The following is a 16,308-nucleotide window of genomic DNA, read 5'->3' as shown; positions in this document are numbered from 1 at the left end:
GTTGTTATTCTTTTGCGGTATTTCCGTCTGCAAGGGCATTTGCCAGTCTCGCAAAGTCCGCCAGCGTCAGTGTCTCTCCCCGGATACCGGCCTGAAAACCGCAGGATTCTATGGTGCGCTGTATTTCCTCTTTGAAAAATGACAGCTCCGGAGAATTGTTCAGTCCGTTAGCCAGTGTCTTCCGCCTCTGGTTAAAGGAGGCTCTGATCAATCGGAACATGAGCTTTTCATCCCTTACGTCCACAGGCGGTTCTCTGTGGCGTGTCAGGCGTATGACCGCACTTCCCACTTTCGGTCTCGGCATGAAGCAGTTTGGGGGCACATTTGCCACAATGTACGGATCAGCGTAATACTGGACTGCCAGAGACAGGGCGCCGTAGTCTTTGGTTCCCGGTCCCACCTGCATGCGGTCTGCTACCTCTTTCTGCACCATAACCGTGATGGATGCAATAGGCACATCACTTTCAAATAATCCCATGATAATCGGAGTCGTAATATAATATGGCAGATTCGCCACAACTTTGATTGGTTTTCCAGCGTTGTGCTCCTCTGCCAGTTTTTTGATATCGACTTTCAGAATGTCTTCGTTTAATATGGTCACATTCGGAAATTCCTGAAGCGTATCTTCCAAAATGGGAATCAGCGTCTTGTCGATCTCTACCGCATATACCTTTCCGGCGGCCTGTGCCAGATACTGGGTCATGGTTCCGATACCGGGGCCTATCTCCAGCACAAAGTCATCCTTTGTAATATGTGCGGCATCTATTATTTTGTCGAGTACATGGGTATCGATTAAAAAGTTCTGCCCGTATTTTTTCTGAAAAACAAAATCATATTTCTGCAGGACCTCTATGGTCCTTTTCGGATTTCCCAGGTATGGGGCTGTCATCTTTTCATCTCCCGTCATAATTTAATGTTCCCCGGCAGGCCGGAGTTTACACACTCCAATGCGCTGCCGGGGATTATTTTATACATCAAAGTCTTTTTCGTAAAGCATAATGCGTCCGCTCTCATCCAGGTGGCGTTTTGCCACTTTTTTGCCCGGGCGTCTTCCGCCTCTGGAGGCACGTTTGATCGCGTTGTCCATCATCTCTTTTACCTGTCCCACTGATACGGGATCGTCTTCGTCCTGGTTGTCACCAATCAGGGTGTACAGGGCCAGAACAGCCATGTCATCAATTTTGTATCCCATCTCTTTGGAATATGTCTTTGCAAAGGATACCAGCTCGTCATTGGTAAATACCGGAATGACTACGCGGGAATCAAATTTCTCCATAAACTCCGGATACGTCTTCTCCAGGCTCTGAATGCCCGGCTTCAAGTCTTCCAAAATGACAGTCAGACGGTTTGTCCTGAATTCCATGGCCTTGGAAAGTTTCTCTATCACATCCGCTTTTAAAGATGAAGCGTTTTCCACTACCAGAAAGCCGCCGGCCAGCTTGTCAACTACATAGGCCGGGTCCTTCTCATTCATCTTCTCCGCATCCAGATATGCGATCTTGGCGCCTTCCATATGGCGCTCCTTGCAGATGGCTTTTATCAGGCCCTCTGACAGGCGGGTCTTGCCTGCATCTTCGCGTCCTGTAATCACTATATTTCCGGATTTTGATGTCCTTTCACAGGCAGACTCCTGTGCAATGTCAAGTGCTTCTGTAATCTGCTGGGTCAGGCCCGGTATGGGGGCAAAGTAAGTGAAGAGACGTTTCTGTTCTTCCGGGGTAAGGTGATGTCTCAGTATGGATTCTGTGGCAGTCCCTGCAGGAGACATGGATGCCTCTTTAGGCATACGCTTGTCTTCAGCAACTGTCTGGACCAATTCATCCTCCGGATATTCAGGCTGTTCAAAACTTTCAGACCGGTCAGCTTTTCCTGGCTGTGCATAATCTCCCGGCTGCGCGGCGCTCTTGGACTGTGCCGTTGTCTCCGGCTCCATAACTGCTGACTCCAGGGCTTTCTGCAGATCTATTGTCATGCCGCCAAGTCCTGCTTTCACTTCATCTACCGGTATTTCGATGGTTCTGCCTTCTAAATCGTCCGGTTCTGAGGTGATGGCCGCCTCTGCCATGATGGATTCCATGGACGGCTGCTCCAGCTCTGGCTGGACGGGTTCCGGGGCCGCCTGCTGTGGCTGAGCTGACTCCGGTACTGCCTGGTCAAACTGGGGGGATTCCGGTGCTGTCTGCTCAGCCTGGAATGATTCCGCTTGCGCCTGCTGTGGCTGAGCTGATTCATATGCTGTCTGTTCAGCCTGGAATGATCCCGCTTCCGCCTGCTGCGGCTGAGCCGGTTCATATGCTGCCTGTTCAGCCTGGAATGATCCCGCTTCCGCCTGCTGTGGCTGAGCCGGTTCATAAACTGTCTGTTCGGACTGGGCAGCTTCCCCATCCAGAACCGTTGGCTGTGAGCCGATCGTATATTCTCTTACCGGCTCCTCCACTGCTTCTGAAACCGGCTGCTGCTCCTGATCTGCTTCGTATATTGGCTGTGGTTCACTTCTATCGTTTTCTGCATCTGCCGCATTGGATTCTGCCGATATCTCAGACGGCATCACCGTGTCTTCTGCCACATTTTCCGCTGTTTCGGCCACGGCTTCAACTGCCGGTGTTACCCCTTCGGATACCTTTGCGACTGCCTGTGCCAGTTCTCCTGCTGTCTCAGCCAGAATAGCGTCCAAATCAACCTCCCGGACAGGCTCTTTCGGTGCCTCGACAGGTCTTGATACCGGTTGTTTCATGGCTGCAGGTGTGATGCTGGATGATGCAGGTTTGTCCGGTTCCAGTTCTTTTACCACGTAATCCCTGGTGTCATCTTCCATGCCGTAGCTCTGTATATCATCTGCGGCAGATTCTGCCGGCGCATCTGTCTCAGCCTCCGGCTCTTCTGCTTTCGGGCCGCCGGAGAATACATCCCGGATACCCTTTGCAATTTTATCCTGTAAAACCCCTGTTGTTTCCAGAATCGGTGAAAATACGGATACTTCCTCCGGTGCCTTTCCGGTTGCCCTGGAGCGGACTGACTCGATATGGGGCATTTCATCTGTATTCTGTTCTGCAATTCCTGTACCCACGGACTGGCTGACAAGCTTTGAAGCCGCCTGTGTGGCTGCGGTTATTGTAGCTGCTGCGGCTGCCGCGGCGCTCTCCGGTGACGGTTCCACATAACGATTTCTGTACTTTTCCTCCTGGCTTGGAGAAAGCGGAGCATATTTCATTTTCAGCTCCATGGCTTTTATCACGTATTTGCCTTCACTGAACCAGAGAATCAGGTCATCGCATTCTTCCACACATTTGTCCTTCATACCGGCCTTGGCATACAGCCTTGCCAGCTCATAAGACCAGCGCTCCGTATACTCACGTCCCTTGTATTCTTCCAGAATTGCGATCTGTTCCTGGATGGGTGAACGTCTTCCTCTGTAGATCTTGTACTTTAATATGTAACGTGAGTTATCATTCGGGGAGATTTCTACAAACTGGTTGTAATATTCCACTGCCTCATCAAAATTCCCCATTTTGATTGCCAGCTCAACCAGCCGGTATATTACTGTTTTTCCTATAGGTGCCCTCTGATGTGCCAGTATGAGCAGCCTGCGGCTGTCTTCATACCGTTTATTCGCCTCATAAATCTCGCCGACCATACAGAGTGTTCTTGCACTTCGCACCCTGCGCCAGTCAATCGTATCGACAATTTCCAGAGCCCCCTTATAGTCCTGCCTGTCAACCAGATCGTTGATCACGTCCAGCTTGGCACGGTATTCGTTCTTGTCCACTGTTTTCACCTCTGTTAGTATATTCTTCAATTTCGAGTAGTCTTCAGACATTATTACGGTAGGGTATATTTCTCCATAATTATTTTCAGTGTACCATAGACCAAAAAGGATGTCAAAAGAAATGATTGGCACGTAGTTTTGACAAATACACCAATTATTACATGTCAGATATATTTTATCATCAAATTCAGAAATCATTTTAATATTTTCTATTTTGTCAGTATTCTACCCGTATTTTAAACCGATAACGGCAAGTAAACGTCTGACACAAACAGCGTTCTATATCGTGTCCCGCATCGAACTGCTTACACCTCCCGCCTAAACGCACAGCCGGGTCTGGCCATAAGCTTCCCTGTACGGGCGTTTAGGAGCGCTTAGAGAATCTTACGAGATCCACACGCTAGCAAGCACTTAGTGAAGAGCCCTAAGGCGATGAACTTAGTGCGGGTTGCGTGTTAGCTCGGAAGTTCTCTGCTCCCGTCCGTACAGGGAAGCTTATGGCCAGACCCGGCGTCCGGTTTTACCCCACACAAAAAGGAGCCGCCCCTCATGAACCTCTCAATTCATCAGGACAGCCCCCTCACCTCATCACCCTGCACTCACCAGGATAACACTATCTCTATTTATCAATCGTAACCTTATCCAAATGCCAGATCTCATCCACATACTGCTGTATCGTCCTGTCAGACGTGAACTTACCGGAGCATGCCGTATTCAGCAGCGCCTTCTTAGCCCATCCCGCTTCATCCTTATAAGCCTCTTCCACACGCTTCTGTGCTTCCGCATAAGCCTTAAAGTCAGCCAGAATAAAGTAAGTATCTGCCCTGTCACTGCTCTTTGTATTCAGCAGTGAATCATAGATATCCCGGAACAGCTCAAAGTCACCATTGGAATACGTTCCGTTGATCAGCTGCATCAGCACATTACGGATATCCGGATCATTGTTGAAATACTGCATGGGATCATATCCGCCATGGTTTTCATAGTTGATAACCTCGTCGGAGGACAGACCGAAGATAAACGCATTCTCCTCGCCCACTTCTTCCACGATCTCCACATTGGCACCATCCATAGTACCGATAGTAACCGCACCATTCAGCATGAACTTCATGTTACCGGTTCCTGACGCCTCTTTACTTGCAGTAGATATCTGCTCAGACACATCGGCTGCAGCGAAGATCATCTCCGCATTTGATACACGATAGTTCTCAATAAATACTACTTTCAGTTTTCCGTTGATAGATTTATCATTGTTCACCACATCTGCAACTGCGTTGATCAGCTTGATCGTAAGTTTTGCACGCACGTATCCCGCTGCGGCTTTTGCGCCGAAAATGAAGGTTCTCGGATAGAAATCCATTTCCGGATGCTCTTTGATCTGGTTATACAGATACATCACATGCAGAATATTCATAAGCTGGCGTTTGTACTCATGCAGACGCTTTACCTGTACATCGAAGATAGAACGCGGATCCACCTCAATGCCGTTGTGCTCCAGAATATATTTTGCAAGACGCACCTTGTTCTGATATTTGATATTCATGAACTCCTGCTGTGCTCTCTTGTCATCTGCATATACTTTCAGCTTGGAGAGCTGTGAAAGGTCAGTCACCCATCCGTCTCCGATATGGTCTGTTACCCAGTCTGCCAGCAGCGGGTTGCCGTGGAGCAGGAAACGTCTCTGTGTGATACCGTTTGTCTTGTTGTTGAATTTGTCAGGATACATCTCATAGAAATCCTTTAACTCCTGTTTCTTCAGGATTTCCGTGTGCAGCCTTGCAACACCGTTTACGGAGTAACCGCCTGCGATAGCCAGATGTGCCATCTTGACCTGGCCGTCATAGATGATAGCCATTTTGCGGACTTTCTCCTGATTGCCCGGATATTTATTGTTGATTTCCTGGATGAATCTGCGGTTGATCTCCTCAATGATCTGGTAAATACGGGGAAGCAGTTTGGAGAACAGCTCGATGGGCCATTTTTCCAGTGCCTCTGCCATAATGGTATGGTTGGTGTAAGCGCAGGTATGGGTTGTGATCTCCCATGCCTCCTCCCAGGTCATGCCTTCCTCGTCCAGAAGGATACGCATAAGCTCCGCCACAGTCATGGTCGGATGGGTATCATTTAACTGGAAGGTAACTTTCTTCGGCAGTTCATGCAGGTCGCTGTGAGATTTTTTGAATTTCTCAATGGCAGCCTGGATACTTGCGGAGATGAAGAAATACTGCTGTTTCAGACGCAGCTCTTTACCTGCATAGTGATTGTCATTGGGATAAAGGACATCACAGATATTCTTTGCAAGGTTCTCCTGCTCAACTGCTTTTCTGTAGTCACCCTTGTCAAACAGATCAAGCTGGAATTCACTGATGGCCTGTGCATCCCAGATTCTCAGGGTGTTGACGATCTTGTTGTTGTAACCCACGATAGGCATGTCGTATGGAATAGCCAGTACAGACTGGTAACCTTCCTGTACGAAATTGTTTCTGCCTGTGGCAGGGTCATATACTACCTTTACATATCCGCCGAATTTTACTTCTTTGGCGTATTCCGGACGGCGAAGCTCGAATGGATATCCGTCTTTCAGCCAGTTATCCGGTACTTCCACCTGGAATCCGTTCTCGATCTTCTGTTTGAACAGACCATAGTGGTAACGGATACCGCAGCCGTAAGCGCAGTAGCCCAGAGTTGCCAGGGAATCCAGGAAACATGCTGCCAGTCTTCCCAGACCACCGTTTCCAAGGGCCGGGTCCGGCTCCTGGTCTTCGATCACATTTAAGTCAAATCCCAGTTCCTCCAGTGCCTCTTTCACTTCATTGTATGCGCACAGGTTGATCAGGTTGTTGCCCAGCGCACGGCCCATAAGGAACTCCATGGACAGGTAGTATACAATCTTCGGGTCATCTTTTTCATACTGCTTCTGTGTCAATAACCAGTTGTCAATAATAACGTCCTTGACCGCAAGGGAAACTGCCTGGAAAATCTGCTCCTGGCTTGCCTCCTCAATGGTCTTTCTGTAAAGCATCTTTACATTTTCCCTGACGCTTTTCTTAAACTCTTCTTTTTTGAAATTATTATCTAACATTTTCTCCTCCTCCGGAACTGACCGGCCGGGAAGATTCCTTATGAAATCTTCTCCACACCTAATGTCACGCTTTCAGAATTGATCTTCCAATCCTTTGTATAGCCGCTTACTTCATTGTAGTTGACGTCTTCTGCCAGTACCTCTGCCTTGATGTCCGCCTCGTGAGCGCGGAAGATGCCCTCAATCACCTGGTTTCCTGTAAGGGAAATTCTGATTTTATCCATTACCTCGAAACCAGCCTCTTTACGCATGGTCTGGACTTTGCTGATGATCTCTCTCACAAAGCCCTCTTCAATTAATTCCGGAGTCAGGTTTGTATCGAGTACAACCGTGATGTCATTGTCTGATTCGGAAACATATCCTTCCATCTGCGCAGTGTCAATGAGTAAGTCACTTTCTAATAATACTATTTCCTGACCGTCAATGTCAAGTTTCAGCTCGCCGCCGGCCTTCAGCTCATCCATGGCTGCATTGCCGTCGATGGAGGAAAGGGCTGCTCTTATGCTGTTCAGGTGCTTGCCGTATTTTGGTCCCACGGTCTTTAACTGAGGCTTGAAGCTGTAGGATGTGAAGTCTCTCACATCATCTGTAAAGTTCATCTTCTTCACATTCAGTTCATCCTCAATGATCTCTTTATAGAAGTCGGAGAGCTGGAACGGGGCCTTGACGAACATTTTGCCGATCGGCTGGCGGTTCTTGATATTTGCCGCATTTCTGCATGCACGGCCCATTACCACGATTTCCAGAAGGTCTTCCATGTTCTCTTCCAGTTCAGCATCGATCCACGCCTCATTGCATTCCGGAAAGTCACACAGATGGATACTTTCCGGTGCGTTCTTGTCAATGCTTCTCACAAGGTTCTGGTAAATATCCTCTGTCATGAACGGAATCATAGGTGCTGCTGCTTTTGCAACAGTCACAAGGGCTGTGTACAGAGTCATATAAGCATTGATCTTATCCTGTTCCATACCTTTTGCCCAGAAACGCTCACGGCTTCTTCTCACATACCAGTTGCTCATCTCATCCACAAAATCCTGCAGCGCGCGGGCTGTCTCAGGGATGCGGTAGTTTGCCAGGTTGTCATCCACGGTTTTCACCAGGGTATTGAGCCTGGACAGCAGCCATTTATCCATAACAGGAAGCTTGTCGTATTCCAGTTTGTATTTTGTAGCGTCAAAGTTGTCGATATTTGCATACAGCACGAAGAACGCGTAGGTATTCCACAGGGTACCCATGAATTTGCGCTGTCCCTCCTGTACAGCCTTGCCGTGGAAACGGTTCGGCAGCCAGGGCGCACTGTTTACATAGAAATACCAGCGGATGGCATCAGCCCCGTAGGTATCCAGAGCCTCAAACGGATCAACGGCATTGCCCTTTGACTTGCTCATCTTCTGTCCGTTTTCATCCTGCACATGGCCCAGCACGATTACATTCTTAAACGGAGCCTTGTTGAAGATCAGGGTTGAGATAGCCAGCAGAGAGTAGAACCATCCTCTTGTCTGGTCCACAGCCTCGGAGATGAAATCTGCCGGGAACTGCTGCTCAAACAGGTCTTTATTTTCAAACGGATAGTGATGCTGTGCAAAAGGCATGGAACCGGAGTCAAACCAGCAGTCAATCACCTCAGGCACACGGTGCATCTCTTTGCCGCATTTCGGGCAGCGGATGGTGACATTGTCAATGTATGGCCTGTGCAGCTCAATGTCATCCGGACAGTTGTCGGACATTGCCTTTAACTCTTCTTTGCTTCCGATGGAGTGCATATGTCCGCATTCACATTCCCACACATTCAACGGGGTTCCCCAGTAGCGGTTACGGCTGATACCCCAATCCTGTACATTTTCCAGCCAGTCTCCGAAGCGTCCCTTGCCGATACTTTCCGGAATCCAGTTGATCGTATTGTTGTTGCGGATCAGGTCTTCCTTCACGGCTGTCATCTTGATGAACCAGGACTCTCTTGCATAATAGATCAGCGGAGTGTCACATCTCCAACAGTGGGGATAACTGTGCTCAAATACAGGCGCATCAAACAGCAGGCCGCGTTTTTCCAGGTCAATCAGCACTTCTTTATCTGCTTTTTTGCAGAAAGTACCTGCCCACGGAGTCTCTGCGGTCATCTCACCTTTTTCATCTACTAACTGTAAGAACGGCAGGTCATAGGCTCTTCCCACCTTGCTGTCATCTTCACCGAAGGCAGGTGCAATATGAACCACACCGGTACCGTCTGTCAGCGTTACATAAGTATCGCATGTAACATAGTATGCTTTCTTTTTCAGTTCTACGAATGGGAAGAGCGGCTCATACTCTTTGTACTCCAGTTCTTTTCCTGTATAGCGCTCCAGGATCTCATAATTTCCTTCTCCCAGAACCTTATCAAGCAGTGCTTCTGCCATATAGTAGGTGTATTCCCCGGATGTCACTTTTACATAGGTTTCATTTGGGTTCACACACAGTGCCACATTGGACGGAAGGGTCCAGGGTGTTGTGGTCCATGCCAGAATATATGCGTCCTCGCCTTTTACTTTAAAACGGGCGATAGCGGAGCGTTCTTTTACGTCCTTGTATCCCTGGGCTACCTCATGGCTGGAAAGCGGGGTTCCGCAGCGCGGGCAGTAGGGAACGATTTTATATCCTTTATACAAAAGGCCTTTGTCCCAGATTTGTTTTAAAGCCCACCATTCGGACTCGATGAAATCATCATGGTAGGTGACATAGGGATTATCCATATCTGCCCAGAAGCCTACAGTTCCCGAAAAATCCTCCCACATTCCCTTGTATTTCCACACAGATTCCTTGCAGTGGTTGATAAATGGTTCCAGACCGTACTCTTCAATCTGTTCCTTGCCGTCCAGACCCAGCATTTTCTCCACTTCCAGCTCTACCGGAAGGCCGTGGGTATCCCATCCTGCCTTTCTCGGTACCATGCAGCCTTTCATGGTGCGGTATCTCGGGATCATATCTTTGATAACACGTGTCAGAACATGGCCGATGTGAGGCTTGCCATTGGCTGTGGGCGGGCCGTCATAGAAAGTGTAGGTCTCACCTTCTTTTCTGTGTTCCATGCTCTTTTTGAAAATTTCATTGTCTTCCCAGAATTTCTCGATGTTTTTTTCTCTTTCCACAAAATTCATGTTTGTGGGGACTTTCTGATACATGTCTTATTCTCCTTTCTCTGTGCCTGGGGGATATAAAAAAGGCCTCCGCCCTGCAACAGGACGAAAGCCTCAGCTATCGTTTAACCACCTCTTACACATACTATCATACGCGTTCCTTTTAACGGGGGAAATCCGGCATCCCTTACTTATATTTCAGGCAGCGGCTCCGGAGTGATATTCTTCTGCTGATACTCATACCGGGCTTGCACCTTCCCCGGCTCGCTGTGGTTTTCTCCTGCAGAATACTGTCTCCATCATCGTCTTTGTCTTTATCAAATTTCATTATAAATAGATAGAGAAGAAAATGTCAAGGGATATGGGAGATTTTCTGTGATTTTGGCTATTTCGGCAGGTCTAATCCGGGAAGTTCTGCCGTATCCGGCACTACGATGTCCGCATTTCCCAGAATTTCACTGCTGCCGATTCCCACACTTTTCATTCCGCCTGCTGCCGCTGCAGCGATCCCTGCCGCCGAATCCTCTATCACCACACAGTCTTTACAAGGTACGCCCAGCATTTCAGCCGCTTTTGTAAACACCTGGGGGTCCGGTTTTGCACGTTCCACCAGGTTTCCGTCCACCACTGCGTCGAAGAATGGCATAAGACCCAGCTTTTTCAGGATCATGCCGCCGCTTTTGCTGGCGGAGCCCAGGGCGATCTTATAACCCTCCGCTCTCAGTCTTTCCAGAAACGCAGGTATGCCCGGCAGTATCTCAGATTCATCTATAGTGGACACCATATCCAGATAGTACCCGTTCTTCCTGTCCGCCAGCGCTATTTTCTCCTCCATGGACAGATTCTGTATCTTTCCGGTCTCCAGCACGATCTCCAAGGATGTCATTCTGCTGACCCCCTTCAGACGCTCATTATTTGCCTCGTCAAATACAAAGCCCAGCTCTGCGGCCAGTTTTCTCCATGCCAGATAATGATACTTTGCGGTGTCCACTACAACACCGTCCAGATCAAAAATCACTGCTCTCATGCGCATATGTCCTCCTCTTTGTCTTTGCACTTCACTGACAGGGTATCTGTCAGAGTATATATTTCATCATTCACCAGCACAGACAGAGGCTGCACAAATTTCTCACGGCTTTCCAGCAGAACTTCCCGGCGGTTTATTTTCACATCTATTTCATGCCCATATACCTTCACAGAGAAACGCATCTCCTTCCAGTGTTTTGGCAGCCGCGGAGAAACATTCAGCCTTCCGTCAGAAAAACTGATGCCTGCAAATCCAAAGATAACACAACTCCAGATTCCCCCAAGGGAAGCAGCGTGGATACCATCCGTTGTATCATTTGGATTGTCATCCAGGTCAATGACCATACACTTTTTAAAGAACTCCCAGGACAGTTCCGTCTCACCGATGGCAGCGCAGGCCTGTGCGTGGGCACAGTAACTCAGAGAAGAGTCGTGTATAGTCCTCTCCTCGTAAAAGAGAACATTCTTTTTTACCACTTCTTTAGAGAACATGTATGGAAACAGGTTCAGGAGCATAACCACATCCGCCTGCTTCAGCACCTGCATATCAACCACCTCGTCCCTGGAGTAGTCCAGGAGGACTGCCTGTTTGATCTGAGACTTTTTATATTTTTCAATATCCGGGATGCGTTTTTTAGAGAGAAATGTGTCATCCTGGGGAATGACAAGCTCCTCATTGGGAACAGGAACGTACAGCCTGTCCGCAAACTCTTCCCAGCTCTTTCTGTTCCTATCCATCCCCAGACGGCGGTCCAGCTCACGGTACAGATCCGGACTCTCCGCACAGAGCTTTTCAGCCAGAACAGAGGCCAGTCTGCAGCAGTAGCGCGCCATATAATTGGTATATGCGTCATTATCCACGTGTTCCGTATATTCATCAGGTCCGATAATGTCACAGATCACATAAGCCTGTCTTTTTTCATCCCACTGCCCCCGGGATACCCAGAAAGAAGCCGTCTCAAAAATGATCTCATAACCGAACCGCTCCATAAATGCTCTGTCCCCGGTAACACTGTAATACTGCCATACCGCATAGGCAATATCCGCTGTCACATGATGCTCTTTGATCCCGGACCACACTTTGTTGGCCTTGCCTGTATGTATGTTAAGCGCTGCGTAGAGCGGTGTCTCTTCCCGCCCTGTTACGGCTGCCTCCCAGGGATACATGGCGCCCTTGTAACCATATGCCTCTGCCTTTTCCCTGGCTCCGTCCAGACCTTTATACCGGAATTCCAGCAGATTTCTGGCTGCCTGCGGAAATACATACTGGAAAAACGGTAATATAAAAATCTCCGCATCCCAGAACACATGTCCCTTGTACCCCTCACCTGTGAGTCCTTTTGCCGCAATACTGCAGTCTGTACTGTGCCAGGGCATCATTCCCAGCAGATGATACTGGGCAAAACTGACTGCTGCCTCTTCCTCCGGACTGGCCCCGTCAATCTCAATCCGGGCCTGTCTCCAGATATCCTGCATTATTTTCTTATGCTTTAAAAAGACATCTGCATACCCTGCCTCACTGCATTTTTCCAGCAGCTTCTTCTGCCTGTCCAGGCCAAGAGAGTCTTTTTCATTTTGGATATAGACATATTTGGTAAATTCCCAGGTTCCTCCATCCGGAATACTGAAGAAATATCTGCCGGTGATCCCTCTTCGTTTCAGGGTAAACACAGCCTCCTCCTCTTCTCCGGTATAACTTACCCCTTCCAGAATACTCAGTGTATCCTCCTCCAGATATCCCTCCACATGCAGATACTTTCTGTCGTACACCCGGCAGTTCACCTTCTTAAAGTGGGACACACCGCTGTTGGTCTGCTGTCCGTCGATTCCGGTACAGATTCCGCCGTTCTTTATGCATCCCTTCTGCATGGTGATTCCGATACTCTGTACAAACAGATGCTCATTTTCCATGGAGGCAAACCGGCGGTCTGTCAGGCAGAAGCTTGCGCCTGATTCCAGTTCATAGGTAGATGTGATCACCAGCTCTCCTGTGTGGATATTGAATTTCCTCTCAAACTCTGTAAGACAGCGGCTGTCCGGCAGCACCGGCTCCCCGTCCAGCACCAGCTCATAGCCTGTCACATCAGGGCAGTTGACAAGTTCCGTAACTTCCTCCTCATAGGCCCTGTTGTAGAGACCGGCTATGAACATCCCCTTCTTCCCATCCAGAGAGGGGAGGCCAAGGGAAGCCCGGACACCCATATATCCATTACACTGTGCAAACACAGATTCTGTCTTCAAAGCAAAACGAGGTTCGTATTTCTTCTGTCTGAGCCAGATCTCTCCGCCCTGTTTTTCAATCGCATAGTGAATCATTCTGTCTCTTCCTCTCCCATCTGTCAGCCGTCCGTCAGCTATTCCTGCCATATATAAGGCATGCCGCTTTCGGCTGCTTTGTATAATGCCCCGATCACACGCTGAACATATGTCCCCTGCTCGGCTGTGACCAGCAGCGGCTCCCTGCCAAGACAGGCTTTTACAAAGTTCTCCTCACTGTCTCTGTGCCAATCCCTCATCTCCATGAACGGAAAACTTTTGTCCGTAAGCTGTCCCTGTTCTTCCCCGTATATTTCAAGAGGAAATACGTTTGCGCCCAGCTTATCTCCGTATAACTGTATTTTCCTCAGATCACGTTCTTTCATATTAATGGCAAAGGATGTTTCCAGACTCATACTGGTTCCATCAGCAAAATGTATAAACCCAAAGAGTCCGTCCTCCACGGTAAAGCGTCCACCGTCCCATGTTCCCATAAGGCCCTGGCCGCCTCTTTTTCCGATTCTGTCACTGGAAGAAGCACACACGTAAGAAATCTGCGGATACCCCAGAAGATAGAGCGCACAGTCCAGCATATGTGCCCCGATATCAATCAGCGGGCCGCCTCCCTGCATAGCTTTATTGGTAAAATTACCCCAGCCGGGAATTCCTCTTCTTCTGTGCCACTGCACGTTCGTATTATAAATGGTACCAAAATCCCCCGCCAGAATCTTCTCTTTCAAAAATGCAGTCTGCTCACTGTGCCGGAAATGAAACCCGTAAGACAGAAGCAGCTTCTTTTCTTCCGCCTTTTTTTCCATGGCCTGTGCCTCCTGAACAGTTATGGCAGGTGGCTTTTCACATAATACATGACAGCCTGCCTCCAGCGCGTCCAGTGTGATCTGACAGTGGAATTTATTGGGCACGCAGATTGTCACCGCATCCGGCCGAAGCTCAGACAGCATTTCCAGATGATTTCCGAAATACCGCGCAATCCCAAACTGCTCTGCCACTGCCTTCGCAGCGTCAGGGTTGGTATCACAAATTCCCACCAGCTCTACATTTTCCATGCTTTGATAATTTGGTATATGTGTCACCCTGGCGATCTGGCCGGAACCAATGATTGCCATTTTCAATTTATCCATCTTTATCCTCCTCTTGAGGGCAGAGAAAACACCGTCGGCATCCTGAGACGCCGGCGGTGTTTTTTACAGAAACTGCTTCATAAAATCAACGGATTTCTGATATACCTCCAGCGGATCATCCCCGCGGATCCTTCCTTCATTTACAACAGCGCCCTCATATCCTATATTCTTTAAAGTCTGCATATGCCTGTTCCAGTCAATGGACCCGGTACCAGGCTGATATCTGTGGTTCTCCGCAATGTGGATATGTCCGATCACATCCCTGAACTCTGTAAGAGAGCGGGAGATATCATCCTCTTCGATGGCCATATGATAAAAGTCAGCCGTGATCTTGACCATCTCAAAGCCGCCTCTGCGGATAATATCCATGGCATCCTGCAGGGTGTTCAGCATATGGTCCTGATAACGGTTCAAAGGTTCCAGGTAAATGTAGATCCCATTCTCCTTTGCCACAGGCTCCAGCTCTGAAAGTGATTTCAAAATAGCCTTTACATCCCCTTCATGACTTCTGGGAGATACCATCGGCGGAAGACGGAAAGTGAACATACCCCAGGCAGCAGGTACCACAACACCGGTTCCCCCTACTTCCTTCAAGGCACGGATGATCTCTTTTAAATCCTCCACACCATTCTCCCTGCGCTCCTCTATAAAGTCCCCGATCCAGCCTCTGTAGCCGCCGCAGGCGCTGGACACGGGAAGACCTGACTCTTTAATGGCCTGTTTTACTGTTTCTACATTGTCTGTCAGCACTTTTCCGTCTATCTCAAAACATTCAAATCCCATATTTTTTACGAATTTGAATTTTTCAATCAGGTCTTCCGGAAAAAAATCCTTATCCTGTGTTCCTAACAGCATATTATTCCCTCCCTGTAAAGTCTACACCCAGTTTAATGCTCTCTTCCGGGTGCTGGTCAACGTAATAGCAGAATCCTTCCGCGCATTTGTCAAAGGGTACTACCGGATAAATAATGTCATCACAGTCAAGATAACCGTTCATAAGAAGCTCCCAGCACACATCTTCGATTCTGTGTCTGTCCCAGCGCGGATATTCCGGGTTCGGCTCACTGCAGGCACGGGAGAAAATGATCTTGCCGTAATTGAAGTGTGCCTCCTGCCCAAGCCACAGGCCTGCAGGGAATGGTTTTGCAAATGCCACATAAGCGATGGTTCCGTTATAAGCCAGACCTTTCAGCGCGGACTGCAGGGCATGTACATTACCGCTTGTCTCGATAATAACATCAGCACCCTTTTTATCTGTCAGCTTCTTAATCTCCATTCCGGCGTCGCAGCTCATGGAATCAATGGTGTAATGTGCGCCGTGTTTTTCTGCGATTTCTCTTCTCTTCGCAATGGGGTCAATACCGATCACTGTGGTGGCACCGATCTTTGCCGCAAACTGCAGGGCAATCTGTCCGATGGCGCCGAGCCCGATCACCACAACACGGTCGCCCGGGCGAACATCCGCATCCCGGATTCCGCTCAGCGCAAACTGTGCAGGGTCATAGCAGACCGCATTCTTCGCGGATGCCTCTTTACTCATTTTTCTGAGCTTGTAATTGTCCACTGCATTTACGATCTGGGTCTCTTTAATGGGTCCGTAGGAGCATACGCGGTCACCCACTTCATACTCTGTAACATCTGCGCCCTTTTCTACGATCGTTCCAACGAACATATTTCCAAGTGCCAGGTCTCCAAATTCAATACCTCTGGGTTCATCTTCACCCCGCTCTGTGAAAACCCTCCACTCCTCATCGAATTTCCCGTCAATAAAAGGAGTGGTGCCGCGGAAATCCGCCAGCTCAGTGCCATGTTTGGGAGCTGCAAACTCCACCTTTATCTTTACTTCATTACTGTTTATCTCTCTGTCTGTATAGTCTTTCAGTTCAGCAACTCTGGGTGCTGTAGCCACTAATTTTTTCATGTCAG

At 48.7% G+C, this 16,308-nt stretch carries 9 protein-coding genes; all 9 read right to left on the bottom strand.

Annotation, left to right across the window (positions count from 1 at the left end; all coding sequences use genetic code 11):
• Nucleotides 1–4 precede the first annotated feature (4 nt).
• Nucleotides 5–889, bottom strand: coding sequence for a 16S rRNA (adenine(1518)-N(6)/adenine(1519)-N(6))-dimethyltransferase RsmA (rsmA, locus tag WMO65_RS09485; RefSeq protein ID WP_148392016.1), 885 nt, complete (start codon nucleotides 887–889; stop codon nucleotides 5–7).
• Nucleotides 890–967: 78 nt separating this feature from the next.
• Entirely contained in the window at nucleotides 968–3,766 is a 2,799-nt protein-coding gene (locus WMO65_RS09480) for a hypothetical protein (RefSeq protein WP_243128792.1), read from the bottom strand.
• Between the two features lie 619 nt (nucleotides 3,767–4,385).
• Nucleotides 4,386–6,848 carry a glycogen/starch/alpha-glucan phosphorylase gene (locus tag WMO65_RS09475; protein ID WP_148392018.1) on the bottom strand — a complete coding sequence of 821 codons (2,463 nt, stop codon included), beginning with the start codon at nucleotides 6,846–6,848 and terminating at the stop codon, nucleotides 4,386–4,388.
• 38 nt (nucleotides 6,849–6,886) lie between these two features.
• Entirely contained in the window at nucleotides 6,887–10,003 is a 3,117-nt protein-coding gene (gene ileS / locus WMO65_RS09470) for an isoleucine--tRNA ligase (RefSeq protein WP_148392019.1), read from the bottom strand.
• A 340-nt stretch (nucleotides 10,004–10,343) separates the two neighbouring features.
• Entirely contained in the window at nucleotides 10,344–10,985 is a 642-nt protein-coding gene (gene pgmB / locus WMO65_RS09465; protein ID WP_018595318.1) for a beta-phosphoglucomutase, read from the bottom strand.
• Complete coding sequence (locus WMO65_RS09460) at nucleotides 10,982–13,351, bottom strand: glycoside hydrolase family 65 protein (protein WP_148392020.1); 2,370 nt, start codon at nucleotides 13,349–13,351, stop codon at nucleotides 10,982–10,984. Before WMO65_RS09460 ends, pgmB begins: the two co-directional genes overlap by 4 nt.
• Nucleotides 13,339–14,382, bottom strand: a complete 1,044-nt coding sequence (locus WMO65_RS09455; protein ID WP_018595316.1) for a Gfo/Idh/MocA family protein — start codon at nucleotides 14,380–14,382, stop codon at nucleotides 13,339–13,341. The genes WMO65_RS09460 and WMO65_RS09455 overlap by 13 nt, the downstream gene beginning before the upstream one ends.
• Before the next feature lie 63 nt (nucleotides 14,383–14,445).
• Nucleotides 14,446–15,237, bottom strand: a complete 792-nt coding sequence (locus WMO65_RS09450; RefSeq protein ID WP_018595315.1) for a sugar phosphate isomerase/epimerase family protein — start codon at nucleotides 15,235–15,237, stop codon at nucleotides 14,446–14,448.
• 1 nt (nucleotide 15,238) lies between these two features.
• Nucleotides 15,239–16,303 (bottom strand): zinc-dependent alcohol dehydrogenase, encoded by a 1,065-nt coding sequence (locus WMO65_RS09445; protein ID WP_018595314.1) that lies wholly within the window; start codon nucleotides 16,301–16,303, stop codon nucleotides 15,239–15,241.
• Nucleotides 16,304–16,308 lie beyond the last annotated feature (5 nt).

Source organism: Blautia caccae (genome assembly GCF_040095955.1).
In the GTDB taxonomy this organism is placed as follows: domain Bacteria; phylum Bacillota; class Clostridia; order Lachnospirales; family Lachnospiraceae; genus Blautia; species Blautia celeris.
The sequence above is the reverse complement of the archived record's forward strand: the minus strand, read 5'-3'. Positions and strand labels throughout refer to the sequence as shown.